Source organism: Ruegeria sp. CDSA089, from assembly GCF_059612205.1.
In genome coordinates this window covers 683,522-706,157 of sequence record NZ_JBXWQD010000001.1, presented here as the reverse complement: position 1 = coordinate 706,157, position 22,636 = coordinate 683,522, and the positions used below count along the sequence as shown (strand labels likewise).

Annotated in this window: 31 protein-coding genes and 1 tRNA gene; 9 read left to right on the top strand and 23 right to left on the bottom strand. The window is 58.0% G+C overall.

What is annotated here, in order from left to right; genetic code table 11:
• The first annotated feature begins 8 nt into the window (after positions 1–8).
• Genes AC2FJ6_RS03615 through AC2FJ6_RS03605 form a run of 3 tightly spaced genes read left to right on the top strand, consistent with a single transcriptional unit; the run spans position 9 to position 4,279 of the window.
• Positions 9–599: a hypothetical protein gene (locus tag AC2FJ6_RS03615; protein WP_496668394.1), complete on the top strand. Its 591-nt coding sequence runs from the start codon at positions 9–11 to the stop codon at positions 597–599.
• On the top strand, positions 586–2,394 hold the full coding sequence (locus AC2FJ6_RS03610; protein WP_496668392.1) for a relaxase/mobilization nuclease domain-containing protein: 1,809 nt from the start codon (positions 586–588) through the stop codon (positions 2,392–2,394). The genes AC2FJ6_RS03615 and AC2FJ6_RS03610 overlap by 14 nt, the downstream gene beginning before the upstream one ends.
• A complete protein-coding gene (locus AC2FJ6_RS03605) occupies positions 2,387–4,279 on the top strand; it encodes a type IV secretory system conjugative DNA transfer family protein (RefSeq protein ID WP_496668391.1) in 1,893 nt (630 codons plus the stop codon). The genes AC2FJ6_RS03610 and AC2FJ6_RS03605 overlap by 8 nt, the downstream gene beginning before the upstream one ends.
• A gap of 226 nt (positions 4,280–4,505) precedes the next feature.
• On the opposite strand, the gene AC2FJ6_RS03600 is transcribed toward AC2FJ6_RS03605, so the two are convergent.
• The 17 genes from AC2FJ6_RS03600 to AC2FJ6_RS03520 form a co-directional block, all read right to left on the bottom strand.
• Positions 4,506–4,814 carry a hypothetical protein gene (locus tag AC2FJ6_RS03600; protein WP_496668390.1) on the bottom strand — a complete coding sequence of 103 codons (309 nt, stop codon included), beginning with the start codon at positions 4,812–4,814 and terminating at the stop codon, positions 4,506–4,508.
• A gap of 11 nt (positions 4,815–4,825) precedes the next feature.
• Positions 4,826–5,236 (bottom strand): hypothetical protein, encoded by a 411-nt coding sequence (locus AC2FJ6_RS03595; protein ID WP_496668389.1) that lies wholly within the window; start codon positions 5,234–5,236, stop codon positions 4,826–4,828.
• Entirely contained in the window at positions 5,223–5,936 is a 714-nt protein-coding gene (locus AC2FJ6_RS03590; RefSeq protein ID WP_496668387.1) for an HNH endonuclease, read from the bottom strand. Before AC2FJ6_RS03590 ends, AC2FJ6_RS03595 begins: the two co-directional genes overlap by 14 nt.
• 164 nt (positions 5,937–6,100) lie before the next feature.
• Complete coding sequence (locus AC2FJ6_RS03585) at positions 6,101–7,099, bottom strand: TrbL/VirB6 family protein (RefSeq protein WP_496668385.1); 999 nt, start codon at positions 7,097–7,099, stop codon at positions 6,101–6,103.
• Between the two features lie 20 nt (positions 7,100–7,119).
• Complete coding sequence (locus AC2FJ6_RS03580) at positions 7,120–7,296, bottom strand: DUF4177 domain-containing protein (RefSeq protein WP_106607259.1); 177 nt, start codon at positions 7,294–7,296, stop codon at positions 7,120–7,122.
• Positions 7,289–8,284 (bottom strand): ATPase, T2SS/T4P/T4SS family, encoded by a 996-nt coding sequence (locus tag AC2FJ6_RS03575; RefSeq protein ID WP_242106859.1) that lies wholly within the window; start codon positions 8,282–8,284, stop codon positions 7,289–7,291. Before AC2FJ6_RS03575 ends, AC2FJ6_RS03580 begins: the two co-directional genes overlap by 8 nt.
• Positions 8,285–8,286: 2 nt before the next feature.
• Positions 8,287–9,600 (bottom strand): TraB/TrbI/VirB10 family type IV secretion system protein, encoded by a 1,314-nt coding sequence (locus AC2FJ6_RS03570; protein ID WP_496668383.1) that lies wholly within the window; start codon positions 9,598–9,600, stop codon positions 8,287–8,289.
• Positions 9,593–10,288 carry a TrbG/VirB9 family P-type conjugative transfer protein gene (locus tag AC2FJ6_RS03565; RefSeq protein ID WP_496668381.1) on the bottom strand — a complete coding sequence of 232 codons (696 nt, stop codon included), beginning with the start codon at positions 10,286–10,288 and terminating at the stop codon, positions 9,593–9,595. The genes AC2FJ6_RS03570 and AC2FJ6_RS03565 overlap by 8 nt, the downstream gene beginning before the upstream one ends.
• Before the next feature lie 3 nt (positions 10,289–10,291).
• Positions 10,292–10,942, bottom strand: coding sequence for a VirB8 family type IV secretion system protein (locus tag AC2FJ6_RS03560; protein WP_496668379.1), 651 nt, complete (start codon positions 10,940–10,942; stop codon positions 10,292–10,294).
• A 4-nt stretch (positions 10,943–10,946) separates the two neighbouring features.
• Positions 10,947–11,726, bottom strand: a complete 780-nt coding sequence (locus tag AC2FJ6_RS03555) for a type IV secretion system protein (RefSeq protein WP_496668377.1) — start codon at positions 11,724–11,726, stop codon at positions 10,947–10,949.
• Positions 11,723–12,871 carry a lytic transglycosylase domain-containing protein gene (locus tag AC2FJ6_RS03550; RefSeq protein WP_496668593.1) on the bottom strand — a complete coding sequence of 383 codons (1,149 nt, stop codon included), beginning with the start codon at positions 12,869–12,871 and terminating at the stop codon, positions 11,723–11,725. Before AC2FJ6_RS03550 ends, AC2FJ6_RS03555 begins: the two co-directional genes overlap by 4 nt.
• A complete protein-coding gene (locus AC2FJ6_RS03545; protein WP_496668375.1) occupies positions 12,864–13,022 on the bottom strand; it encodes a hypothetical protein in 159 nt (52 codons plus the stop codon). The genes AC2FJ6_RS03550 and AC2FJ6_RS03545 overlap by 8 nt, the downstream gene beginning before the upstream one ends.
• A complete protein-coding gene (locus AC2FJ6_RS03540; protein ID WP_496668373.1) occupies positions 13,015–15,381 on the bottom strand; it encodes a VirB4 family type IV secretion/conjugal transfer ATPase in 2,367 nt (788 codons plus the stop codon). The genes AC2FJ6_RS03545 and AC2FJ6_RS03540 overlap by 8 nt, the downstream gene beginning before the upstream one ends.
• Positions 15,371–15,649: a VirB3 family type IV secretion system protein gene (locus AC2FJ6_RS03535; RefSeq protein WP_024096577.1), complete on the bottom strand. Its 279-nt coding sequence runs from the start codon at positions 15,647–15,649 to the stop codon at positions 15,371–15,373. The genes AC2FJ6_RS03540 and AC2FJ6_RS03535 overlap by 11 nt, the downstream gene beginning before the upstream one ends.
• 7 nt (positions 15,650–15,656) lie before the next feature.
• On the bottom strand, positions 15,657–15,947 hold the full coding sequence (locus tag AC2FJ6_RS03530; RefSeq protein ID WP_496668371.1) for a TrbC/VirB2 family protein: 291 nt from the start codon (positions 15,945–15,947) through the stop codon (positions 15,657–15,659).
• Positions 15,947–16,525, bottom strand: a complete 579-nt coding sequence (locus tag AC2FJ6_RS03525) for a lytic transglycosylase domain-containing protein (RefSeq protein WP_496668369.1) — start codon at positions 16,523–16,525, stop codon at positions 15,947–15,949. The genes AC2FJ6_RS03530 and AC2FJ6_RS03525 overlap by 1 nt, the downstream gene beginning before the upstream one ends.
• 64 nt (positions 16,526–16,589) lie before the next feature.
• Positions 16,590–16,916 carry a hypothetical protein gene (locus AC2FJ6_RS03520; protein WP_496668367.1) on the bottom strand — a complete coding sequence of 109 codons (327 nt, stop codon included), beginning with the start codon at positions 16,914–16,916 and terminating at the stop codon, positions 16,590–16,592.
• Between the two features lie 163 nt (positions 16,917–17,079).
• Here AC2FJ6_RS03520 and AC2FJ6_RS03515 point away from each other — a divergent pair, with 163 nt between their 5' ends.
• Positions 17,080–17,367 carry a hypothetical protein gene (locus tag AC2FJ6_RS03515; RefSeq protein ID WP_496668365.1) on the top strand — a complete coding sequence of 96 codons (288 nt, stop codon included), beginning with the start codon at positions 17,080–17,082 and terminating at the stop codon, positions 17,365–17,367.
• 123 nt (positions 17,368–17,490) lie between these two features.
• On the opposite strand, the gene AC2FJ6_RS03510 is transcribed toward AC2FJ6_RS03515, so the two are convergent.
• The 3 genes from AC2FJ6_RS03510 to AC2FJ6_RS03500 all read right to left on the bottom strand — a co-directional run bounded on the left by AC2FJ6_RS03510 (position 17,491) and on the right by AC2FJ6_RS03500 (position 18,888).
• Positions 17,491–18,252 (bottom strand): hypothetical protein, encoded by a 762-nt coding sequence (locus AC2FJ6_RS03510; RefSeq protein ID WP_496668363.1) that lies wholly within the window; start codon positions 18,250–18,252, stop codon positions 17,491–17,493.
• A gap of 220 nt (positions 18,253–18,472) precedes the next feature.
• Positions 18,473–18,673, bottom strand: coding sequence for a hypothetical protein (locus AC2FJ6_RS03505; protein WP_496668361.1), 201 nt, complete (start codon positions 18,671–18,673; stop codon positions 18,473–18,475).
• 2 nt (positions 18,674–18,675) lie between these two features.
• Positions 18,676–18,888: a helix-turn-helix domain-containing protein gene (locus AC2FJ6_RS03500; RefSeq protein ID WP_035920163.1), complete on the bottom strand. Its 213-nt coding sequence runs from the start codon at positions 18,886–18,888 to the stop codon at positions 18,676–18,678.
• 197 nt (positions 18,889–19,085) lie between these two features.
• Between AC2FJ6_RS03500 and AC2FJ6_RS03495 the strand changes: the two genes are divergently transcribed.
• Positions 19,086–19,688, top strand: coding sequence for a hypothetical protein (locus AC2FJ6_RS03495; RefSeq protein ID WP_496668359.1), 603 nt, complete (start codon positions 19,086–19,088; stop codon positions 19,686–19,688).
• A gap of 2 nt (positions 19,689–19,690) precedes the next feature.
• Here the strand turns inward: AC2FJ6_RS03495 and AC2FJ6_RS03490 are convergent, their stop codons facing one another.
• A complete protein-coding gene (locus AC2FJ6_RS03490) occupies positions 19,691–20,005 on the bottom strand; it encodes an Arc family DNA-binding protein (protein WP_040103946.1) in 315 nt (104 codons plus the stop codon).
• Positions 20,006–20,089: 84 nt separating this feature from the next.
• On the opposite strand from AC2FJ6_RS03490, the gene AC2FJ6_RS03485 reads away from it, so the two are divergent.
• The 3 genes from AC2FJ6_RS03485 to AC2FJ6_RS03475 are packed head-to-tail and all read left to right on the top strand — an operon-like array spanning position 20,090 to position 21,527.
• Positions 20,090–20,284: an Arc family DNA-binding protein gene (locus AC2FJ6_RS03485; protein ID WP_332936462.1), complete on the top strand. Its 195-nt coding sequence runs from the start codon at positions 20,090–20,092 to the stop codon at positions 20,282–20,284.
• Positions 20,285–20,307: 23 nt separating this feature from the next.
• Positions 20,308–20,499, top strand: a complete 192-nt coding sequence (locus AC2FJ6_RS03480) for a hypothetical protein (protein ID WP_027259529.1) — start codon at positions 20,308–20,310, stop codon at positions 20,497–20,499.
• Positions 20,496–21,527 carry a site-specific integrase gene (locus AC2FJ6_RS03475; protein WP_496668357.1) on the top strand — a complete coding sequence of 344 codons (1,032 nt, stop codon included), beginning with the start codon at positions 20,496–20,498 and terminating at the stop codon, positions 21,525–21,527. The genes AC2FJ6_RS03480 and AC2FJ6_RS03475 overlap by 4 nt, the downstream gene beginning before the upstream one ends.
• A gap of 68 nt (positions 21,528–21,595) precedes the next feature.
• Here the strand turns inward: AC2FJ6_RS03475 and AC2FJ6_RS03470 are convergent.
• Positions 21,596–21,669: transfer RNA gene (locus tag AC2FJ6_RS03470), tRNA-Cys, on the bottom strand.
• A gap of 43 nt (positions 21,670–21,712) precedes the next feature.
• Complete coding sequence (locus AC2FJ6_RS03465) at positions 21,713–21,940, bottom strand: hypothetical protein (RefSeq protein WP_170769851.1); 228 nt, start codon at positions 21,938–21,940, stop codon at positions 21,713–21,715.
• On the opposite strand from AC2FJ6_RS03465, the gene AC2FJ6_RS03460 reads away from it, so the two are divergent.
• On the top strand, positions 21,896–22,549 hold the full coding sequence (locus AC2FJ6_RS03460; protein ID WP_170770250.1) for a protein-L-isoaspartate O-methyltransferase family protein: 654 nt from the start codon (positions 21,896–21,898) through the stop codon (positions 22,547–22,549). The genes AC2FJ6_RS03465 and AC2FJ6_RS03460 overlap by 45 nt on opposite strands.
• Positions 22,550–22,636 lie beyond the last annotated feature (87 nt).

Sequence of the window (22,636 nt, the reverse complement as noted above, 5' to 3'; positions counted from 1 at the left end):
TACTTCACATGGGCCGACCGCGCGCACCACGGCACAAACGACTGACGCAGAACCAGCGTTTTGCCATCGTGCGGAAACGTGCTGAAGGGGTGCCGATCGAGGATCTGGCCCGCGAATTCGGCGTCACGACCCGCAGCATCTTCTACACGTTGAAGGCCGATCAAAGCCGCAAGCTGGATGCGCGCGTGCGTTCAGAACTGGTGAATGTCCGGCTTACGCCAAAGGAGCTTGCGGGCTTCGACGCGGTGCTGACGCGGCATGATATCGCGAGCCGTGCCGAGGGGCTGCGGCGGTTGATCCATGCCTCGAACGATCTCTTTGTTCCTGACGATGAACTGGCCAACCAGATGCAGGGGCTCTCTGCTTCGCTCAATCGCACCGGCAACAACATCAACCAGATCGCGCAGCGCCTGAACGAGGCAAAGCGCCAGGGTAAGACGCCGCCCTATGGCAATTCTGCCCATAGCCAGGTGCGCGCCTTGGCCGGGCTGATCTTTGATATCGCCGACCAGGTTCAGGACATGGCGCAGCGCCGCCGAAGTGCATTGTCCGGCGAGGTTGCCCGCGTTTTGGGAGGCTTTGCCGATGGCCCAGAATAGTGCCGTTGCCGCCGCGCAAGAGGCCTTCTTCGATCGCGACTGGAGCCGCATTCGCGGAAGCGTGCCGCGTACCCGTGCCAAGCAAATGGCCCGCGCCGCCATGGGGCATTCCCCAGCGATCTTCAAAGCCATTCGCGACGGCGGCACTCACAACAAAACACAGCTGCGCAACCAGCTTGAATACCTGACCACCAAATCGAGCTTCATCATCGACAGCCGTGGAACCTATGACGGCCAAAGCGTCTTGTCCGCGAAAGAGATCGAGCAGGTCACGCGCCGGTTTGCAGCGCAGTGGAATGAGGGGTTTCATCCCAAGTTGGGGCATACCTCGCATCTTTTGATGGCTTTCCCGATTGGTACACGCGGAGAGGATGTCGCCGAGATCACGCGCGAGATCTGCGAGCGGTTCTTTCAGGGTGAAGGCAGCCACTTTGACTACATCGCGGCCGTGCATGAGGACCGGGACCACCCACATGCCCACGTCGTTCTGAACCGGCGCAGCAAGGATGGTGAATTCTTCTTTCTGAAAGAAGAGCATCATTTCAACTACGACAGTTTTCGCGAGGCCATGGTGGAGGTGTCCGACCGCTATGGGCTGAGGCTAGAAGCGACGCGAAAGCTGGAGCGTGGGATCACGACGAAGAGACCGAGCGATGTAGAGCAGCGTCGTGCAGAAGCCTCGGGGTACAAGCCGACCGAGCGTGAGCGCGTGGGGGCTGAGCTTGACCGTGCCTTGGCTGAAGTCGCCCAGAACGCGCGGCTCTATCGCGGCCTGGCCGCCGAGGCCTCGCGTGAGAACCAGCATGACATTGCAGCAGCCTTGGGCAAGGCCGCGACGCTTTTGGCGCAGGGCAAAACGATTGAAGCATATGGAAAGGTATATGGCATGGCCGAAGAACAGCATTCGTTTGATGAGGTCGTGGATGCCTTTCACGACAAGATCAACCAAGCTGAACGCATTGTAGCGGATGCCCCTGTGGAGCGGCGCGCGGCACTGGAGCATGAGCTGAACGACATCTATCGTTCACTGTCACATCTGAGCCCAATGGGAACGCAGTCCCACACCTTGCTTGAAGATGCGTCCAAGAGTGGGATCTATTCGGCCGCGAATATACGGGCCGAGGCCCAAGGAGTTTTGCAGGCTCCAGCTTTGGCAGAGCGTCTTCAGCAGGCTTTGAAAGGCACCGGCATTGACGCGCAAGAGGTGACGCGTCGTGTCGAAATAGGCGCGGGCAACGCCGCGCTCGAGCGGCAATGGCTTGGGCAGGATTTGAAGGCGATTGCCGACAAAGAGGGCTTTGAACTGTCACGCGCCGATGAGCTCGAGAAAGCGATCGACCGCCTTGACCAAGTGCACAGTGATCTTGGTCGATTGTTGGCCGATGCTGAGGTTCTCAAGGATAGTGGGTCGGTGGAGTCTGACCGGCAGGAAGCCATCACCGACCGGCTCCCGCCGATCACTGCAGAAATCCTGAGCCGTATGAGGGACGACCCAACCGCAGATCCATTCCGCAGCGATCTGGAGCGCGAGACCTTGCGTGCTGAGATGGAGGAACTGGTCGGTGAAGAAAGCACCCCGGACTTGGCGATTGGCGATGAGACCGCGCTGGAGGAACATATCGAAGACCGCCTGAACCGGCTCTATGCGGCCAAGGCCTATCTGCAAAGCGATGCCGCTTTGGCGAACAGTGCGGCGATGGAGCACGTCCTCGACGAAATCGCTAATGAAGAAATTGATGTTCAACGCGAGCGGCACGTCGATGCCGATAGCGAAAAGGGCGTGACGCATGGATAAGGCGCAGATCGCACTCGGCGTCATGAGCTTTGCTCTTCTCGGCGCGGTGCTGGGGTATTTTCTGGCGTCGGCCTTACTGACGTTCCGCTGGTTCGGGGTCGGGGCGGATATCGATTTCTTGATGCTAGCACGCAGCTATGGGGTTCTTCGAACGACGCATCCGGACGATATGCAGATCGTTCACTTGATCGTGGGGATCTGCACGTGCGCCGGTGTTTTGCTCAGCGCTGTGTTGATGAACGACGCGCTGACCAAGTTCGGTGAAACCCACTGGCAGCATATGTCCGAGATGAAGCGGAACGGCTTTTTCGGCAAGCCTGGCAATGGGTTTGTCCTCGGCAAAATGGGGAAGCCCAAGAGTCGAAAGCCCTTTGTCATGTCCAAGGTTTTCCCACATGCCCTGATCGTCGCCCCGACCGGACGCGGCAAAACAACGGGGTTCGTCATCCCGAACCTTTTGACCTATCAGGGCAGTGCCGTGGTGCTGGACGTGAAGGGCGAAAATTTCGAAGCCACCGCGCGCCACAGGGCCGCGCAGGGCGACAAGGTGTTCCGGTTTGCGCCGACTGATTGGAAGGAAGGCCGCTCGCACCGCTACAATCCATTGCTGCGCATTTCAGCGCTGGAAAATGTCGACCGTCAGCAGATGGAACTGCAACTTCTGGCCTCGCTGTTCTTGCAAGCTGATAACGACCGGGTGCAGGGGCTCCTTGATGGCGGCATCGATCTGTTCGTGGCGGCAGGGCTTTTAACTTTCGAGCGAAAGCGGCCGACCCTGGGCGAGATCTACCGCATCACCGCGTCAGGCGGAGACAAGCAGAAAGAGTACCGCCGCCGTGCAGACGAGGTGGTCAATCCAGCCGCCAAGCTGATTTTCATGCGCATGGCCTCGACAAACAACGACACGTTGACGTCCTACCTGTCGCTACTGATGACCTCGGGCCTCAAGCAGTGGTCAAACCCGGCCATAGACCGAGCAACCGCCACGTCAGACTTCGATTTTCGCGACATCCGCAAGACTCCGTTTTCGGTCTATCTGGTGGTCGAACCGCTCATGGTGAAACCCCTCGCGCCATTGATCCGTTTGTTCTTCTCGGACTTGCTGGCATCTCTGCAAGACCATGAACCCGGCAAGGACGAACCTTGGCCGGTGATGATCATGCTCGATGAGTTCAATCGCCTGGGCAAAATGCCGATCGTACTCGACAGTATCGAGACGCTGCGATCCTACCGGGCCAACCTAGCGATCGTCACACAGACGATCCCGGCTTTGGACGAAATCTACGGCGAAAATGCCCGCCGCGCTTTGCAGGGCAACGCAGGCATCAAACTCTATCTGACCCCGTCAGATGAAAAGACCATCGAAGAGCTCAGCAAAGCCGTTGGCAAAACTACCAAGCGCGTTGTGACCCGCTCACGGTCGGTCGGCCGCAACCCATTCGCGGGGCGCAGTATGTCTGAACGGACGGAAGAGACGCCTTTGTTACCTGAGGATGAGGCCCGTCGCATGGATCTTGATGACATCGTTCTGGTGGTCGACGCGCAAATGCCCGTGCGCGCCAAGCGGATCAAATACTATGAGGATCGGTTCTTTAAGCAGATCTTCGACAAGCAAACCGGCGATCTGCCATATCCGTCAGCTGGTGACCAGATGCGCGGGCTGCAAGGGCAGATCAAGGCGCTGGAGGCTAAGATTGGAGCGATTGAGATGCCGAAAGCGGTTTCAGGTGACGGCTCTGGAGGTGGTGAGAAACGGCGCGATGAGATTGAAGATCTCGCGTCTGGCAGTCAGATTGCGGGGTCAGGTAATAAGGCCAGTTTAGGTGACTATCAGGCCGGAACGCAAAGGGTGGAAAGGTTTATGGAAGAGGCTGCTCGAGGATGAGGGGGCGGAGAGCGGACTTGCGGCTCTACGGCGAGGCAATAGAAATCGATGCCAAAGCAGTCTTTCCAGTGCGTGTCTGTAGTCGTTTTTTTGGCTGCGTTTCGTGACGTGGGACTGAGCTTTCCCTGATCGCTTCTCATCGGAACACGGCCTTCTCCATGAACGGCCTTGCGCACGACGCGACATTGCCGCCGTGTGTGACCGCCCATTAACAGATCGTGTACGCCTAACATTTGCCAAGGATCGGAACAGCCGTGCATATGGTGCGCAAGTCATCTGCGATATGATCAGCGCGGATTGCCCCGAGACGCACCGCACGCGCCGTTCGAATAAATTGGTAGTGCTGTTCTTCTCCGGCCGATAGCATGGTTATATGTGCTCCGGCGACACAAGCAGCGAGCCGTCGCTTGCACAAAATAGCGAATTGGCAGGATGCGTCATGGGTGCTGGGATGAACGATGAGCAGATCAACATCCTGGGCAATTGTCTCGTTCCCGTCGTGCGCAACGAAGGCAGAACCGAAGCCATAGATCATGACGCTTGGCCTCACAGCCAACCTAGCTTCTTGTAGTATTCCTTCTGGTCATTCGTCAGGTAGAGCCAATAATCTTTGCGGTGAAGCGCTCCCATGAATTCACTGATCTTAAAAAGGCCAACATTGGACTCGCGGCAATGGAACTTGGCATCCGGCGTATAGCCGCACCATGCAGAATTGATGATCACCACATCGATGTGGCCCAGCCTCTCAACTGTCTCCATGTATTCTGCCACGCCGAACGCATAGCACTCGCAGATGAAGACGCGTAGCGTGTCGCCTTGCGTGCGGACCAAGTCATAGACCCCGCCGCCTTGCGCCGTCAGAGAGAAGATTTTCCCATGCGCCTTCATCTGAGTTTCGAAGTAATTATAGTGCCCATAATGGCTGGGCCACGGAAAGGTGTCGCTATACGCCGACATCGGCAAGTCCTCTAATTAAGTGATCAAATGCTATCGGGAAGCGTTTCACCGCTGCATAGGGGATCGCATCCTCAACCCATTGCTCGTAGCTGCGCACATGCAGCAAGAAGGTCGTGATGATCTCCTGCTCGCCTTTGTCGAATAGGCCGCGATGCGCGTCGAGTTCTGCCGCAATCTTGCGGTTGTTCGGCACGATCACCGAGAGCCGTTCCGATACCCACACCGCATGCACCGCTTCATTGTGCGGCTGAGACCGAGCCAGCTCGGACAGCGGGCCATACTGCTCCCAGGACTGCCGGTTCTCTTCCAGCATGGGCAGGATCGCACGAGCTATGTTATTCTTGCTTGTCATTTCTTCTTGATCGAGGCGTGCCAGCACTCGGGCTTCATGTTCGGCCTTCATCTCATGCAGGGCATCGACCGTGTAGACGCTTTCATTCTCCTTGCGGTCGATCAGCGTGTGATGAGTCGGGCAGAGTAGAATCAGGTTCTGATAGTCATCGCGCTCAGCAGCAGTCTGCCTCGCATCGTGACGGTTTGCCCCCGGCTTGTCGCCGCAAATATGCGCCATCTCCCCCAGAGTGAAAGGCGCAGCGTCTGCGGCCTCACGGTTGCAAAGCCTCTCCCAGCACCCCGGAAACCCGCAGCGACCTCCCGAATTGCCCCAGAGAATCTTAATGGATTTCTGTGTAATAGCCATCGGACACCCATAGCACGGCGGGCGGCGAATACCATCTGTCCAGATGAAGCGCGAAGAGGAAAAGAACGCTTAGCCAAACATGCTGCACGATGCCCTGAAGACCGGTTCGGGGTAGCCGCCCTGCAACGTCGAACCTGCGCGCGAATATCGGGAGAGGGCCGATTTCACTCCAGTCTTTTGGCCCGTTCAGCAACCCTCTGAACCACCGAGACGGTCGCGCCTCCTGCCTGCCGTATGCCTGCCCCTGCGATTTCAGCATTCGACCTCGTTCCAAACCGAGCACGAGCCCGCGAGCCCTTGGTGCCGATCAAGCCCTTGGCGAACCCGCCCGGACCAGGAATGCTCGGCGGTCCGGCCATCATGAAGTTGCCTGAGATTGAGCGGACGATCAGCGGGGTGGCGATGATCATGCCGCCTGCGAGGAACATCATCATGAAGAAGGGCACCAGCGCGCCGATGTTGCTCGCGCCAGAGGGGTCTCCGAGTTCGGTCATGAGGGAACGGGACATGCCGACGACGGTGGAAAACACCCCGGCGATCACGAGGGGGTAGAGCGCATAGGATACCGTGCTGGACAGCCAGCGAAGGAAATAGTCCTTGCTGACATCAAAAAGCGAAAGCGCGATCATGATGGGGGCGATGCCGATCATGAAGGCCAGCATGATTTTCGCGAAGATCAGGACCAGGCCGCAAAGCGCGCCGATGACGCCCAATAGGAATGCCCCGATCGCGCCGATGAGGGCTCCGGCCATCCAATGCATGTTGTCACCGGCCGCGTTCAAATAGTCGCCAAATTCTTCGATGAGATCGTCGAAGGCCTCGGCAAAGTAGGATGCACCGGCACCGCCGCCGCCAAGCCCCGCCACCATGCCGCCCGCGAGCTGGTCGAGCCCATCGATCAGCGCGCTGGCCACCGCGTTGAGTTGGACCCAGTTCATCGCAAAGAGGGAGATGAGCATGAGCTTGAGGGCGAACCAGAAGGTGGTCCGGCCGTCCATGGATTTGTATTGAAACATCATGTTGAGGAAGACGCCGATCACGGCGAGCGTCGAGGCCACGGCGATGACGCCGCCGAGCTGCCCCGCGACGTTGCCAAAAGTGGTTTGGGCTGCGTCTGCCAGAAAGTTGTCGGTTGTCTCAACCATCCAGGTGACGACGCCCATCGGAGTCTCCTCGGTTAGGTTTAGGCGCTTGCGCCAGTGCGCCGCTTCAGGAAGGCCTTTAGGATGTGTTCGCCATCGAAATCTGGCACGACCGAGACGAGCTCCCAGCCATCCTGACCAAGGGCGGTCAGCTGTGCCTCGACCTTCGGTGGCTTTGTTTTCGCGGTGTTGATCTGTTCAATCTTGTATTCAAACATTGGCTGTTTCCTTTGCTAGGGCCGGATCAATCGGCAGGTAGAATTCGGTGATACCGCGCGCGCCGTGATGACGACCGGCTTGAATGATCACATCGATCGAGCGGGTGATGTAGTCGTTCATGTCCTGGTAGGTCATGGGCACATTGGTTTTTAGGGCGGCGATCGCTAAGCGTTGAACAGCCAGTTGCGGTGTTTCGGCGTGGAGCGTGGTGAGAGAGCCGCCATGCCCGGTGTTGATGGCCTCGAGGAAGGTCATGGCCTCCTTGCCGCGCACTTCGCCCAGGACGATGCGGTCAGGCCGCATGCGCAGGGAAGAGGTCAGCAGGACATCAGCGCTGCGGATGGCTTCGTCGCGGTCAGACATCAGTGTGACGACATTTGGCTGCGTCGGGCGCAGCTCGGCCGCCTCTTCAATGGTGATGATACGCTCGTCAGCGGGGACGAATGAGAGGATCTTTCGCGCCGTGACGGTCTTGCCCGTCGAGGTTCCGCCGGACACGATCATGTTGAGCTTGTAGGTAACGCAAAACTTGATCGCGGCATCGATGTCGCCCGTGGCCACAACATCACGCAGCTCGGCATTGCGCTTGCGTCTTGCGCCCTCGTTGCTGCGTTCTTTCCCGAATAGGTAGGACAGCTTGATCTGCTCCAGCGGCAGGTCCGCAAAGAACCGTAGGGAGATCGCATAACCGCCATCAACGGCGGGAGGCTGGATGACTTGCGCGCGGATGGGGCGGTCACGGTAGGTGATGCTGACCGACACAATCGGCTTGGTCCGGCTGAGCGTGGTGTTCGCGGCGGAAGCAATCTGATTGCCAAGGTCTTTGATCTCGTTCTGCGAGAGCCGCTGGTTGACGGGCCGCATGAAGTGATCGCCCTGAAACTCGGCCCACAGCGTGCCGTCGGGGTTGATGCAAAGCTCGATCAGCTTTGAATCACGCGCCTCGGGGATCTTGTCCATCGAGCTTTGCAGATAGCTTGCGGCCATGATTAGAAAATCTCCAGATCACGGTCGACCATTACGGTGACGCGGGCACCTTGATCGACGTAGATTACGGGCGAGATGGAGAGGTATTCGCTCATCACGCTTTGCGCGCTGGCTTGGAAGTCTTCGCCAATGCCCTCGAGCACATCCGAGGTGATCTCGTCTTCGGTGTTCTGCGCCGCGACGGCAGGCAAGGCTCCGATCAGTGATATCAGGGCGGCTGACCCGAACCGCGTGCCAAAGCGGCTGTCGACAAAGCCGGTTGTGCCGGACCGCCCCAGTTCATCCCCACCGAAGGCACTGATTTCGACGGTCTGGTTGCTGGGCAGAATGATCCGGTCCCAGGCGATCGTCACGCGTTGCTGTGCGATGTCGAGGCCGGATTGATACCGCCCGATGAGGCGTGCGCCGCGCGGGATAAGGATCTGCGAGCCGTCATAGGCGTGGACATCTTCGGACACCATCGCGCGGACCTGTCCGGCGAGCGAGCTGTCGATTGCGGTCTCCAGCACGGCCTGGATCATCGTGCCCTGAACAACAGTGTTTGACGGGTTCACGATCAACTGGGCTTGCGTCACCTCAGCAGGTTCAGCGCCGTTGCGGACAAAGTCTGTGTCGCCATCAAGCCGCCGCTGCTGCGCGGCGGGTTCATTGTTGCCGCCTCCGGTGCCGCCAAAGGCGATGATTGGGCTGGCGATACGGGCTTGCAGCTCCTCAAGCTCCGCTTGCCGTCGCCGCTCGAGTTCCTGAAGGCGCAGCTCTTCGGCCGTTGGGCCGGTTGGTGCAGGTGTGCGAGGGGTTTCCAGGCGTGCAAGCTCAAGATCGTTCTGCAGGCGCTGGATTTGCCGCGCACGTTCTTCCAACTCTTCGCGCAAGGCGGTTTGCGTTGTAGCTGCCTCGCTGCGCAGGGCGTCGATCTCTGCGCCCAAGGTTTCCAATGCCTCGAGGTCGACAGTTGGGGCTTCAGGTGCAGGTGCGTTGCGCATGGCTTCGAGCTCGCGCCGCATGGCGTCCATTTGCGCACGCAGCTCTTCTGTTTCGCTGGCCGGTTCCGGCTCCGGCGGTCGGGATGTGTCTGTCGGTGCAGGGGTTGGCTCAAGGGCTCCAAACCCCGGACCGGCCGCTTGGAATTCGTCCGGTGAGGCGGTTTCCAGGCTTTCGGGTTCAGAGCCGCCAGAGAACAACAGCAAGAGACCGCCAAGAGCCAAGATTGCCCCGATGCCCAGGGCAATCGTAACAACAGACGGCTGCGACTTTGAGTTTTGTGGTTTACCTTCAAGTGCTTCGAGGCGCTTCTTAAGCTCAGCTGTTTCACTCATCATGATTTGCCTCGCTCATCTCTTGGACGCAAATCTCGTCCTCGCCGAGCCTGAGTACCCATCGATCACTGACACCTGAGACGCGGATCACGCCATCTGGCCGCGCGAGCGCATTCACGCTGCGCTCATTGCCGTTTGACCAGCGAAAGATCGCAGGCAGCGGCGCATTTGTGGAAAAGCGGAAATAGGTGAAGGTGCCGTCGTCCCAGATTTCGCGTGGGGTGATCTCGGACCGCGCGCTGACGCCATAGGCATGGTTTGCTGGCGCAGTGGCAGCGACACGCGATTGCCGTGGTTCCGCCTCGGGATAGGTGAAGCGAATAACGTAAAAGGTCGGCGAACTCGCCTCGGTCACGTTGAAATAATAGCTGCGCCGGTTGGTGTAGACGGTGATGTTGGTATGCGCCCCGCGCGTGACCGGTTTGATTGCAAAAGCCTGGCCACCGGGCACGCCGTCCAACAGGAAGCCCTCGGTATCGCCCGCAATGATCGAGCGGATGGTCTCGCCTTGCCCGAATTCAATGCTGGTGACATGGGTCAGGCTGGTGCGGATGCGGTAGACCTGCCCATCCTGATAGCTGGCCAGCCGGACACGGGCATCATAGGGGCCTTGTCGCGGCTGGGTTTCTGCATAGGCGATGCCTGCAAGCGGAACGAGGAAGGCGAGGATCAGGAACAGGCGGCGCATTGGTTACTCCAAACGATCCGAGCGGATCGCGTATTCGGTGACGGTGAAGCCAAAGGGGTTCTGCCAGACATCGTCGATCGACCGGCTATTCTCGGGCCGAAACTCAAACATCAGCGTTGCGGTGAAGAGCCCGTTTTGACTGCCGCGCGGCGAATTCAGCTGCTTGCGCAGGCGCACCTGGGCACGATTGGCGCTGATATGGGTGATCGACAAAACCTCGACTTCAAGCCGGGCATCTGTGCCGTAGCTGTCCGGTGGATAGGCCTCATGGCCGCTGGTCCAAAGTGCGCGTAGCCCTGCGGCCGCAGCTCTGTCCGACTGGTCTAGGACCCGCCGCACGCGCACGTCATTGTCGAGCTGATTGTATGTCTCTCGATCAATGACATAGCGATAAACCTGCGCCTCGATGATAGCGGGGCGTTCCGTGAGTGAGACCGCTTCAACCACGGCATTAGGGAGGGCCATGCCGGTTTCGCTATCAAAGGGCACGATCATGGGCGGCGCGTCCACGTCAAACAGGGCAACGAGGGCGGCGGCCAGGCAACCTGCCATGCCAAACGCCATGCCTGTCAGCCCCAGCTTCTGCCACATAAGCTCGCGCCGTCGTGCGCCGTAGACGAGCTCCTCTTCGATGATTTCTGCCTCGCTGTTCATGGGGTCAGTCCGCGCGCAGGTCTGGCAGTGTGAAGTCCATGTAGCGGCGCTCTTCGGCCAGGGTGGCGGCATCCACCACGCCGGATTGGCCCGCGCCGACGGTCTGAATGGCTTCGAGTTCCCACATGCGCGTCATGGCAATCGCCAGTTCGGCTGTGACGCGTGTGTTGTGATCGACGGCTTCCTTGAGCGTTTCCATGTCCGGGATCAATGAGACTAGCTGTTCGACCCGTTCGAGGGATTGCGCGGCCTCGTCATAGCTGTTCTCAGCGGCCGCCGACATCACTGCCCCGATGCCCGCCTGGCTGGCAATGCGCTCAGCCCCCGGATTGCCGCTGCTGGCCATGTCAGAGAGGGTATCTTGGTCGAACCCCGCATCTTCGAGGGCTTGCGTCATGCGGCCTTCCATCTGAGGGGCGGCATTGCCGATGAGCCCGCTGAAATCGCCGCTCTGGATTTGCCGGATGGTGCCAAGAAGATCTCCGAATTCCTGATCGAGCAGCCCGTCGAGATCACCACCCATGGCCATTTCGATGGTATCCGTCGCGCCGGTCAGCGCGGCGTAAGTCTCTTTGAGCGTGTCGAGTTGCTGCTGCACTAGATCGAGTTGTTCGAGAAGCGTGTCGAGCTGGTCGGTCTGGATCCCGAAGTCCTCCAGCATCTGCTGCAGCTGGCGAATTTCCTGCGCGATGTTGCGTGTGTCGACCGTCGGCACACCTTGGGCAGACAAGGGCGAGGCAACCAGCAACGCGCAAGTGGCAACGGTGGATAGAAAACGGATCATCGGAGTGCCTCCAGATCGAATTGCATGAAGTCTTGTTCGCGCGCCTGCGCGGCCGCCATGGCCAGCTCTGCCGCGCTGAGCGGGCGGGTATGAGCGGCCTTGAGGCGCGTGCGAATTGCGATCAGGCGAGCGAGCTCGGCCCGCGCATAGGTGTTGAGCGACATGGCCGCGTGAATGTCATCGGTCTGACCAATACGCCTGATGATGTCCTGCACGCGCAGCGCGGCCGCTTGCACGGAGACCAAGGAGTAATCGCCATAGACACCTGCACTGAGCGAGGTGAGGCTCATGGTCGAGTTGGCAAGCAAGACGGGATCAATGGTGCCAAGCGCGTCGACGCCGCCGACGCGGGCAAGGTAGAGATTATAGCGCTCGGGGATCACTTGAACGTAGTGCTGGGTCTCGGAAAAAGGCGGCACGCCACCGTAGCGCTGCACATTGCCGGGACCTGCATTGTAGGCGGCCAGCCCGTGAATGATGTTGCCGTCAAACATGGCCAGCATTTGAGCCAGATAGCGCGCGCCGCCCGTGACCTGGATGTAGGGATTTTCAAAATAGGCCGGGTAGATCCCGAGGTCCTGCGCAGTGCCGGGCATAATCTGGGTTAGGCCGAATGCGCCAACAGGTGAGCGCGCGCCGATGGTGAAGCGGCTTTCTTGCCAGATCAGCGCCTGCAATAGGCAGCGCCACTGCTTGGGCGACAGGCCCGCCGCGCGCACGCCAGACATGTGGTGCGTTTCTTGCGCGGCCCGAATGATCAGCTGTTCGATCGAGCCAGAGGCATCGCCGAACATCTGGGCTGCGCCGGGGTTTGGGTCGACCGAACCATATAGCGTCTCCGCGGCGCTTTCAGGTGATGAACCAGCTTCCAAATTCGCGACCAGCGCGCCTGAGTTCCCGCTGGCAAGCGTCGAGGCATCGAGGATGTCTTCCAGCGCTTGGAGTTGTTCCTGCTCGAGCGCTTCAAGCTCTTCTTCTTTGGTCAGCCGCTCCCGCTGCAGCGCCAGATCTTGTCCGCCTTGCTGCAACACGCGTTCACGCTGCAGGAACATGCCCGCATCAAATGTTGGCACGCCTTGGGCAAAAGCCACCGGTGCGGCGAGCGACACCAAGCCCGCAAAGATATGCAGGCGGTGTTTAATCACCGAGACCACCAATCGGCCCGAGCAGCTCGAAATTGCAGTTGCTGCGGCTGACCTCGGCAAAGGAGTTGAAGCATTCAGCTTCTGATGGCCGGTACTCCGCGCAGGCCGTCAGGGTCAAAAGGGTGAGGGTCAGCACGCAAAGTCTACGCATCAATCTGTCTCCAAAAATCGGGGTTCTGGCGGTAATCAGCGCCGACCAGCGCTTCGCCTTTTTCCATGCCGCCAAGGATCGTGAGGTAAGGGCCAAGCGCGCTTAGATCGGCATCGATCACCACAGAACCTTGATCATCGCGCACCAGCGCCAGACGGGAGTTGCTGCCGGTGCCGAGCAGAACGCTGAGCTCTTTTTCAGTGAGGCCCAGCATAGTGTAATCGCTGGCAGAGGCGCGGATGTTGGGCAGCAAAAGCTGCGTCGGCACAGCCTCGACAATCGTCTTGCCGGTGCGTGTTTTCTCGAGCTGGCTTGCGTATTGGGTCATCATCACGACGACAGCGTTCTGTTTGCGTGCGGTCACAAGCCAGTTGCTGAGCCGATCTGCGAAATAAGGGTTGTCGAGCGCCTTCCAGGCCTCATCGATTATAATCAGCGTTGGCTTGCGGTCCTCGATCACGCGCTCCACCCGCCGAAACAGGTAGGACAGGACCGCCATGCGTTCCTTCTCGCTTTCACTGTCGAGAATACCGGTCAGGTCGAACCCGACGACATCACCATCGAGTGAGAAGGTATCCTCGGCGCTTTGCCCAAAGATCCAGCCGTAGCGGCCATCTGAGGTCCATTCCTGAATCCGTTCGAACAGATCCCCTTCGTCAGCTCCCGCCACAAAGAGCGAGGCCAAATCCTGCCAGTTGCGAAGGGCGGCATCGCTCGCCCCGGCGTTCTGGCGCGTCACCTCTTGAATGCGGTTGATCTGAACCGGGCTCAGGGGTTTGTCGGTGCGATGCAGCAGCGTGGCAAGCCAATCGGAAAGCCAGGCTTGCCCGCGCCCATCGATTTCGGTGCGCAGCGGGTTCAGACCGGTTGCCTCGCCCGCCTTGATAGCGCTGTAGCGGCCGCAATTGGCGCGTACGGCCATTTCCATTCCCGCGCGATAGTCGAAGACGAACACGCGCGCGTCGCAGCGACGCGCTTGGGTCATGAGGAAGGCCGACAGCACTGACTTGCCAGAGCCAGGTCGGCCGAGGATCAAGGTATGCCCGCCGGTCGGTTCTTTGTCCGGCTGACCCGTCTCATGATAGTTGAACAGGAAGCCTGAGCGTTCAGGCGTCGGGAAGAGAGTAATCGGCTTGCCCCAAGGCAGTTGGTGGCCAGGTTTGCCCAGTTGACCGCGATGCAGCGCGGCGAGATCGGCAAAGTTCGTGTTCGTGATGGCGGCCTTACGGCTGCGCATCTGCCCATTGCCCGGATGCTGCGCGAAATAATGCGTCCGCGCCGCAAAGCTCTCATTGACAAGATTGACGCCTTCACTAGCCGCGATGTTGCGCACTTCAGCGGCGATGGCTTCCAGCTTTTCCTCGGTCTCGGCGAAAACCGTGACCGTCATGTGATGATCGCCAAAGCTGAGGCGCTTGGATTCAAGATCATCCAGCGCGTCTACCAGTTCTTCAGCAAGGGAAATCGCACCATCATCACTGGCCTTCATCAGACGCTGTTGGCGCTTGATCCGGCTGGCCATGATGTTGCTGTTGATAGGTGTGAAGGAGTGCGTGACCACCATGTCGACGGGCAGGTTCAGCTCATCGAACATGGTGCAGTTGGTTTTGGCAGGGTAAGTCTTGATCGCAAAACTTGTGCCAAACAGCTTGCCCGCCGCCCCATCGTCGAGCACAAAGCCTCGCCCCTGAAACGTGACGCGGGTGTTGGCCAAGTCCTCGGCAATGACGCCAAAGCGGGACTTTGCGAAGAGCGGTCGCTCTTGGCCGATGTTGAGCGCGCCGAGGAACCCGAGTAGCTCGCCGTTTTCGGCCCCAAGCAAGCGGGGATTCATCTCTGCAAAGGATGACCGCAGAAATCCGACGACCTCCTCGAGCTTGCGCAGCTGCTTGGCCGTCTGTTCTTTCAGGTGCGCGATTGAGTCTGAGCGCTTCAGGTGCAGCCTTGCGCGCAGGTGAGGACGTTTCAGCACTGTCAGCGTGAGCGTTTTGTCCCGAAGCCCCGCCCGCGCTATGGCTGTCTGCCAGCGGGTGTCCAGCGCTTGTGCAAATCCTTCCTCGGGCACCGGCGGCAGCCTGGTCTCGATGGCCTTCGAGACCTTGTGAACGTAGAAACTGTAGTCTGGCCCAATCTGCGCAATGATTGCAGCAAAGAGCGCTCGGATCTTCTCCAGATGCGCGTCATCACTAGTCATGCTGTTGACCCCATCAAGGCGGATGCACTGGAACAAAGCATTGCCGCGCGTGCGGATCGTCACATCATTCACGAGGCTGACATAGGGCAGCATGCTGGCCATCGGCCGCTCTTTGCGCGCCCAGTCCGGCAGCGTGGCAAGTTCATCCGAAGGGTCATGGAGCATAGCTGTCCCCCGAATGGATCTTGCGGTTCGGGGTGGGTGGCGTTTCCTGCAGCGCTGTAACCATCACCTCAAGAAAGGCTGGATCCCAGTCCGCCGCTTTCCACAGCGCAGGATAGGCCAGAGCGGCGATGATGATCACCGGCCAGCTCTGGACCCAGAGAAACAGCAACACAAACCCGAACAGCCAAACCATGGCATACATGATCGGCAAGCCGATGAGCTTTGGCGGCCGGATCAGACCGAGGAAGAGGCGGGTTTGCGTTGCCATGTCGGAGTTACGCGCCCCAGATGGCGGTCACGATGGTCGGCGCAGCTGCGATGCCCGCAATGGCCACCAGCACCCAAAGGGCTTGGCGGAAGTCGAGGATGCCAAAGAGCCAGGAGAGGAATACACCGATCAATGCCAAGGTGCCGATGACAATGCCCAAGGGGCCGGTGATCGTGTCGACGATACCCTGCAAAAGGTTTTGCACCGGCGAGAGATCGATACTCTGTGCAAATGCGGGATTGGCAAGCATCAAGCTGGCTAGCGCCAGCGATAGGATCGTGCGGAAATGTTTGTGCATCAGGAGGCTCCAGTCAGTCGATCACGCACGGCCATGACGCGGCGCACGTGATTTTGGGTTTCTTGGTAAGGAGGGATACCGCCATAGCGTACGACCGCGTTCGGTCCGGCGTTGTAGGCGGCAAGTGCAAGTTCCGGCGTGCCGAACTGCGCCAACATCATCAGAAGGTAACGGGCAGAGCCATCGAGGTTTGCCTGCCAGTCATGCGGATCAACGCCGAGCTGCGCGGCTGTTGCAGGCATCAACTGCCCGAGGCCAATCGCGCCTGCCGAGCTACGTGCGTTCGGGCGATAGGCGCTTTCGATCTCGATATTGGCTTGGAAGAGTGCCTGCCATTCGGAAACAGACAAACCCGCGCGGCGCAATGCGGGGTGCCCGCCATAACGATGCGCGGTGCTTTCGAGGGCTGCGAGGATCTCAGGGCGAGGAAGTGCGGGAGCGGGTGCAGATCGCGGCACTTCAGGCTCAGGTACCGCGAAAACGATCAGTTCGGGTGGGTTCGCGCCGATCCCATCGACGTACCTCTGTGCAAAACCTGATTGGGGTGTTTTGGTCTCCAACTGGCCATCGGCCCGCATAGAAAGAACGAAACCTTCAGAATAGGCGGGTGCAGCAAGGAATGCTGCGAGGACAGCAAGTGGCTTAGCTGGCGTCTTCCAGTGTGTGCGAGGCGACCTTGCCCTCGAACATCGGGATAGAAATGATCGAAACGCCAAGCCCGGCAAGGAAGCTGGATAAGCCGTTGATTGTCTTGAATTCCCGAGCTGCCATGTTGTTGCGTGCAGTGACGAGCAGGCGACGCGTCTCGCCATCAGGCGAGACGCAATGCACGGTCCAAACTCCGGACCACTGAGCACCTGTACGAGTGGGCGTAACTCGGCACACAACATCCGCCGAGTGACCCTCGGCAAGCAGTGTGCGCAGCCCGTCTTCACTGACAACATTAGGGGCGTCTTGCATCAAATTCATAGGATCGAGCCTTGCAGAATTGTGCATTGACCCGGCAGTCCCTCATGGACTACCGAACCGATACAATATTATAATCTTGCAATCAATAGGTGCAATTTGAGTTATTGCGCCTTTCATGCGTTGAAACAAATTTACTGCAACGGAGTGGCTGAGCCAAGATAATATGGCGCTTTTGAAACAAACATGGGTGGGTCTGGTCGTCCTGAGCTGGGGATCTGCCGCGATCGCGGGCAGTTGCCCGCCGCCTGTGCAGCCGTGGATGCCGACCAATGCCGACGACGTTCGGGCATATGCTGACCTGTTGAGGCGCGATGCGGAGACGTATTTTGCCGATGTCGAGCGGTACTTCCGTTGCCTTGATCAGCAGAGGCGAGAGGTCTTCGAACAAGCGCGCGGGGTCAGTGGAGACTATGGGCGCGTCTTGGAACTTCTAAACGGCGTAAGAAAATGACGCCCGTCATCTGTTAGAGAAAGCCGCGTTCAATGTGATCCTTCGTTGAAGGCCTCTGAGCATCCTTCACCCAAGCTCAAATTAGGTTCCGCCAAGAAATCACTTTCTAGGACTAGCGTTTGCTTACGCTTTTGCACGCCACTTCGCGATCGTTTGGCGTGCAGCCTCGCGTCCAGCCTCGATCTTGTCTGGGTCAGTTTTCTTTGAGAGCGCATTTCTTTCTTTCCGTCCTAGAAAAAATGAAATGCGTTCACCGTTGGCACCGGAAGGGTGCGGCACGCCTTCAATGATGCGAAGAGGGTTCAGCCTGTTTTCTTGAACGAGATAGCGACAAGCTTCTATCACAGACGGGCCAAGCGGCAGGACTAGAGCATTCGGGATCGATGCGAGTTCTGGCGCGGTGTAGCTAAGCAACTGTTGGCGTAGGAGAGTAGAGGAAGTCATCTTTGGCGACGAACCGGTATAATTCTTTCCGTCTTTGAAAACTGGATACCGCAATGCTGAGGCGAACTGCACCAGATCAACGTTTGCATCCCAGAGGGATGCGCAAGAAGCAATTCCAAACGCTCTATTCAATCCGATCGCATCTAGCATAGCCACGAGGTTGGTGCGCATGGGGCCGGCAAAGGAAGCGTGCGCCTTGGCGCGAGATAGTGCAACGGCATCGCACTCACTCGAGCGCAAAGCACGACCTGCTTCGAGAATTGCAGCGTCAGCCTGTTGTTCACCTGGAGTGATGCCGAGGATTACGAGTTTGGCATCGTGGTTGATATGATCGAAAGGCGCATAGCGAACTTCGAGTGCTCCTTCCCTGGCGATCAAGAGACGCGGATCATGCACGTTTCTACAATCTGGAATGGCATGGCGATAATGCTCGAATGTCATGGTTAGGCTCCGCTAGGCTTGTTTAGCAACGCCAAAATCTTGTTGCTGCCGAGCAGTCGACAGCATTGAAAAATCAGCGCGCACCACTGGTTATTTCCAGCTAAACGTGTAGACGGCAAGCGGTTTCAAACAAACGGAATTGCAATGACGAATTCGCGCGTTACCGATGTAGTCGTTCGCGCAATCCGCTTCATTCTGCCAAACGGGCACTCTCAGGCGCTTAGCCATGTTTTACCTGAATGTCATGTTCAGCCGTGTGATGTGAGCAACTTTGTGCTTCATGATCTCTGTCATAATACAACGCCGCCTGCGTCTCGCCGTTGTCCCACTGATACAGAAGGCCGATTTCTTCGCCTGTCTCGATGCAGGAAATACGGCCGATGGCTTCGGCCGTTGTGCGAACACTCTCAAGTTTGGGCAAAACTAGCCCCTCTCGTTAAACAATTCCTTTGGGGCAACATCGAGGGCAAGCGCAATTTGCTCCAGAATATCGATTGATGCTGAATTCTTGGCGAGTTCGATCTCGCTGATGTAGCTGCGGTCCACGTCCGCAGCCAAAGCTAGTTGTTCTTGGCTCATACCTTTGGAATTTCTTAGATTCCGGATGTTTAGCCCTACTTGTTCCCTCAATTTCATGGCCTGTATTCGGCCAGATCACAAGAACCGCTCTACGGAATATATTCCACAAAATGCGCGCGAGCCTTACAAAGGGCATGCTCGCATATGGTGTAGAGGGGGAGAGAAGAAGTAGTGTGTCAATAATACAGTAATGTATTCAAAAGGAAGCTATTGACATGTGGTGCTGGTTCATCAGGAATTGGGTTGTTGGAGCCGTGACGGCTCTTTTCTGCAGCGTGGCTCCGCAGGCGGCGAAAGCCTATCAGGTCGACTGCGCCATTCTGCTTTGCCTGGCTGGTGGGTGGCCTGCATCAGCAGAATGTGCCCATGCCCGTGCCGTGTTTATCCGCCGGATCACGCCCTGGCCGATTGAGCCGCCGTTGCAAATCTGGCGTTGTCCGATGGGTGTTTCTGAGCGCGCGCCATTGCAAAGCACGGCCCCAAAGATCTGGGAGGCCAGCAACCACAATGGCCAGACACTCGCCCGAGTTTTTCAGGCTCAGGTGGCTGAAGGCGGTGCCGATATCGACATCAGCGGTCTGGAATTCGATTTCGTGCGCTCGATCCGCGTCTGGGATGTGCGGTACTACAGCCATCGTGAACGCGGTCGCGATGATGATTGCTCTGAGAGTTACAACATGCGTCTCGGGACCTACGGTATGCAGGGCGATTTCGGCTGGCAACGCACGACACCAGCCGCCGCCCCGCAGTGGGTTCTGCCGTCACGGCGCTGTTCGTCATCGAGTTGGCGGCGCGGGGTAGGTGTGGAATGGGAAGATTACGAAGGCAACCACGGTAATGAGTGGGTGGCCTACTAAGGCTATTCGCCGATGTCCTTCATACGCTCCGCGATATCGCCCGCAATGCGCTCATACAGGGCGGCTTGTTTGTCCCTAGGCGTCCCTGGCTTTGGGTTTCTTCGACGGATGCGTTTGGCGAGCCAGAAGAGCAACCTCGCTGCGGGGTCATCCAGTTTTTCCGGCACAGGAGCCGGATAGTTTTCTTCGAGGAGGGCAACGACCTCAGCATTCATGCTGCGGTGGTTGGCCTCAGCCGCGAGGCGTATTCGATCGCGCAGGCCGTCTGGCAGCCGCACGATGAACTTATCCTGATTTTGAGAGCTTTGTTCTGGCATGGTGGCACTGTGCCATAAAAAGCAATTGACGCAATAGTGGCTAAATGCCACTAACGAGGCGTGGTTTCAACCTGGAGGCGTTTCATGAACAGTCGTAAACCAATGCAGCTTCGGCTTCCGCAAGAGCTCAAAGAGTGGATCAAGGTGGAGTCTGATCGCAATGGCAACTCCCAAAATTCAGAAGTGATCCGCGCCATTCGCGCGGCAAAAGACAGGCGGTCCACACTCGGATCAGTTGGAAATATCAATATGGATCAGGATGATAGTGCGCGTTGTTAACGATTAAGGGAGGTGTCGATCAGATGACCAAAGCAAGTGTACAGACAAAGGCGAGACAGGCTGCCTCGGCCTTCATCCGCGAGGCGCGGGAGGCAGGTTGGCAGCGGGCAAAATTTGAGATCAAGCCTGATGGCAGTGTCATCGTCGATGCCAACATGGTCGCGCCAGAGGCGGCAGACGACTTTCTCAACAGTGACCTGAGAATGGGCGAATGACTCGCAAGAGCCTGCCCAAATACGTCTACAATGACCGGGGGTATCTCCGGTTCATCCGGCGTTCGCGCGGTATCTCGCTCATGATGCACGAGGAAGCAGGCACGCCGGAATTTTGGGATCATTACAATCGTCTGCTGAAGGGAAAACCAGCGCCAGCGCCGGTGAAGCGCAATTTTGAGGCGCTGATTCTCAGCTACTATGAGAGCGACGCCTACAAGAAGCTGAAGCCTCGGACGAGGTCCGATTATCGGCGTTATATCAGCCACATTCGTGAGATCTGGGCCGACAAAGACCCGGGCAGGATCGAAACCCATCACATTTATGAATTGCACCGGGCCAATGCGGATCATTGGCGGCAAGCCAACTATCTTGTCCAGGTCATGGTCGTCCTGATGAATCACGCCCGATTGATTGGCTTCATCAAAAAGGAGCACGGCAATCCGGCAAAGGGCATTCCGCTCTTCAAGCAGCAGAGCGACGGCTGGGAACCTTGGCCAGATGATGTTCGCGCCGAGTTTGAAGCGCTGGCTTCAAAGAGGGCGCGGCTGGTTTACGAGCTTTGCGTTGGTACAGGACAGCGTATTGGCGATGTCGTGAAGATGAAATGGGAGCACTTCTCCGATGAAGGTTTCGATTTCACGCAGGGAAAAACCGACAAGCCGTTGTGGATCCCGCTCACCGACCGCTTGAAAGCCCATCTCGACGGGCTCGCACGAACGGACGGCACCGTTGTGACCGACGCCAAGGGTCGACCAGTGAGCTACCGGATCGTTGCGGAGGAAATGCGCACCATCAAAAAGAAGATGCAGCACGAGAAGGCGAGCTACTACAAAACGCACGGGCTCAGGAAAAATGCGACGATTGAGCTGTATCTGGCAGGATGTGATGACGAGATGGTCAAAGCCGTCACCGGCCATTCAGGCGTTGAGATGCTGAAAAAGTACGGTGGGCCGATCCGGCAAAGAGAGCTCGCCAAGCGCGCTCAAGAGGCAAGAAATCAAATGGAACGAAGCAAGACCGAAACGTGAAAGTTTCAACGGTTGTTTCAAAAATGGCAGTGAAGGAGAGTAAGGATGACGCAAGTCTTTGATTTTATTGGAGGCGAGTACCGGAATCGAACCGGTGTACACGGATTTGCAATCCGCTGCGTCACCACTCCGCCAACTCGCCTTTTCAAGTAAAATCAAATACTTGCTGTGGTGTGACAGGCGTTTTAACAGCTTTCTTCTGGGGCGTCCAGAGGGTTGCGGCGAAAATTCAGCAAGCGCAGGCGTGCCATATCGGAAACAGGTTCACTTTCTTGTTCTGCAACAAAAGTTTCGATGCCTGAGCCGTTGCCGGTTTTATCCGGATATGGCACAAGCCCAGCATCCAAGGGAATAGAACGAGCGATCCAATGACAGATTTTGCAGCCCGGCGCCGCACTATGGTCGATACGCAAATCCGGCCTTCTGATGTCACGAAATTTCCGATTATAGATGCGATGCTTAGCGTCAGGCGTGAAAACTTCGTGCCCGATGCGCAGCGCGAGGCAGCATATGTTGAAGGGCTGCTTGATCTGGGGAACGGTCGCTGCCTGCTGGAGCCTCGGACGCTTGCCAAAATGTTGGATGCGCTGAATATTTCCAATGATGAGGTCGTACTCGATATCGCGCCGGCGATGGGGTATTCTACTGCTGTTGCCGCAAAGATGGCGCAGCTTGTGGTTGCGGTGGAAGAGGATGAAGAACTCGCCACCGAGGCCCAAACCGTTTTGATGGAAGCAGACGCAGATAACGCAATCGTGCATGTCGGGCCTTTGGAGCAGGGTGCAACCGAACATGGCCCCTACGATGTCATCCTGATTCAGGGCGGGGTCGAGCATGTGCCTGACGCGTTGCTCGCGCAGCTCAAGGATCATGGCCGGATCGCATGCCTTTTCATGGATGGTGAATTGGGAACTGTTCGGATCGGCCACAAATCCGGCGAACGCGTGACTTGGCGCCACGCGTTTAATGCCAATGCCCCGGTTTTGCGCGCTTTTTCCACGGATCGTGTATTTTCGCTATAATTCCGGGACAGATTGTCCTGCCACCTTGATTAGTTGAACATAAACGCGCAAACTGTCCGCAGGGCTGCGTAATTTTGGTTTGAGAGG

Coding starts and splice junctions, on each gene's coding strand:
- AC2FJ6_RS03615 (WP_496668394.1), top strand. CDS start 9: ATGGGCCGACCGCGCGCACCACGGCACAAACGACTGACGCAGAACCAG.
- AC2FJ6_RS03610 (WP_496668392.1), top strand. CDS start 586: ATGGCCCAGAATAGTGCCGTTGCCGCCGCGCAAGAGGCCTTCTTCGAT.
- AC2FJ6_RS03605 (WP_496668391.1), top strand. CDS start 2,387: ATGGATAAGGCGCAGATCGCACTCGGCGTCATGAGCTTTGCTCTTCTC.
- AC2FJ6_RS03600 (WP_496668390.1), bottom strand. CDS start 4,814: ATGATCTATGGCTTCGGTTCTGCCTTCGTTGCGCACGACGGGAACGAG.
- AC2FJ6_RS03595 (WP_496668389.1), bottom strand. CDS start 5,236: ATGTCGGCGTATAGCGACACCTTTCCGTGGCCCAGCCATTATGGGCAC.
- AC2FJ6_RS03590 (WP_496668387.1), bottom strand. CDS start 5,936: ATGGCTATTACACAGAAATCCATTAAGATTCTCTGGGGCAATTCGGGA.
- AC2FJ6_RS03585 (WP_496668385.1), bottom strand. CDS start 7,099: ATGGGCGTCGTCACCTGGATGGTTGAGACAACCGACAACTTTCTGGCA.
- AC2FJ6_RS03580 (WP_106607259.1), bottom strand. CDS start 7,296: ATGTTTGAATACAAGATTGAACAGATCAACACCGCGAAAACAAAGCCA.
- AC2FJ6_RS03575 (WP_242106859.1), bottom strand. CDS start 8,284: ATGGCCGCAAGCTATCTGCAAAGCTCGATGGACAAGATCCCCGAGGCG.
- AC2FJ6_RS03570 (WP_496668383.1), bottom strand. CDS start 9,600: ATGAGTGAAACAGCTGAGCTTAAGAAGCGCCTCGAAGCACTTGAAGGT.
- AC2FJ6_RS03565 (WP_496668381.1), bottom strand. CDS start 10,288: ATGCGCCGCCTGTTCCTGATCCTCGCCTTCCTCGTTCCGCTTGCAGGC.
- AC2FJ6_RS03560 (WP_496668379.1), bottom strand. CDS start 10,942: ATGAACAGCGAGGCAGAAATCATCGAAGAGGAGCTCGTCTACGGCGCA.
- AC2FJ6_RS03555 (WP_496668377.1), bottom strand. CDS start 11,726: ATGATCCGTTTTCTATCCACCGTTGCCACTTGCGCGTTGCTGGTTGCC.
- AC2FJ6_RS03545 (WP_496668375.1), bottom strand. CDS start 13,022: ATGCGTAGACTTTGCGTGCTGACCCTCACCCTTTTGACCCTGACGGCC.
- AC2FJ6_RS03540 (WP_496668373.1), bottom strand. CDS start 15,381: ATGCTCCATGACCCTTCGGATGAACTTGCCACGCTGCCGGACTGGGCG.
- AC2FJ6_RS03535 (WP_024096577.1), bottom strand. CDS start 15,649: ATGGCAACGCAAACCCGCCTCTTCCTCGGTCTGATCCGGCCGCCAAAG.
- AC2FJ6_RS03530 (WP_496668371.1), bottom strand. CDS start 15,947: ATGCACAAACATTTCCGCACGATCCTATCGCTGGCGCTAGCCAGCTTG.
- AC2FJ6_RS03525 (WP_496668369.1), bottom strand. CDS start 16,525: ATGCGGGCCGATGGCCAGTTGGAGACCAAAACACCCCAATCAGGTTTT.
- AC2FJ6_RS03520 (WP_496668367.1), bottom strand. CDS start 16,916: ATGAATTTGATGCAAGACGCCCCTAATGTTGTCAGTGAAGACGGGCTG.
- AC2FJ6_RS03515 (WP_496668365.1), top strand. CDS start 17,080: ATGGCGCTTTTGAAACAAACATGGGTGGGTCTGGTCGTCCTGAGCTGG.
- AC2FJ6_RS03510 (WP_496668363.1), bottom strand. CDS start 18,252: ATGACATTCGAGCATTATCGCCATGCCATTCCAGATTGTAGAAACGTG.
- AC2FJ6_RS03500 (WP_035920163.1), bottom strand. CDS start 18,888: ATGAAATTGAGGGAACAAGTAGGGCTAAACATCCGGAATCTAAGAAAT.
- AC2FJ6_RS03490 (WP_040103946.1), bottom strand. CDS start 20,005: ATGCCAGAACAAAGCTCTCAAAATCAGGATAAGTTCATCGTGCGGCTG.
- AC2FJ6_RS03485 (WP_332936462.1), top strand. CDS start 20,090: ATGAACAGTCGTAAACCAATGCAGCTTCGGCTTCCGCAAGAGCTCAAA.
- AC2FJ6_RS03480 (WP_027259529.1), top strand. CDS start 20,308: ATGACCAAAGCAAGTGTACAGACAAAGGCGAGACAGGCTGCCTCGGCC.
- AC2FJ6_RS03475 (WP_496668357.1), top strand. CDS start 20,496: ATGACTCGCAAGAGCCTGCCCAAATACGTCTACAATGACCGGGGGTAT.
- AC2FJ6_RS03460 (WP_170770250.1), top strand. CDS start 21,896: ATGACAGATTTTGCAGCCCGGCGCCGCACTATGGTCGATACGCAAATC.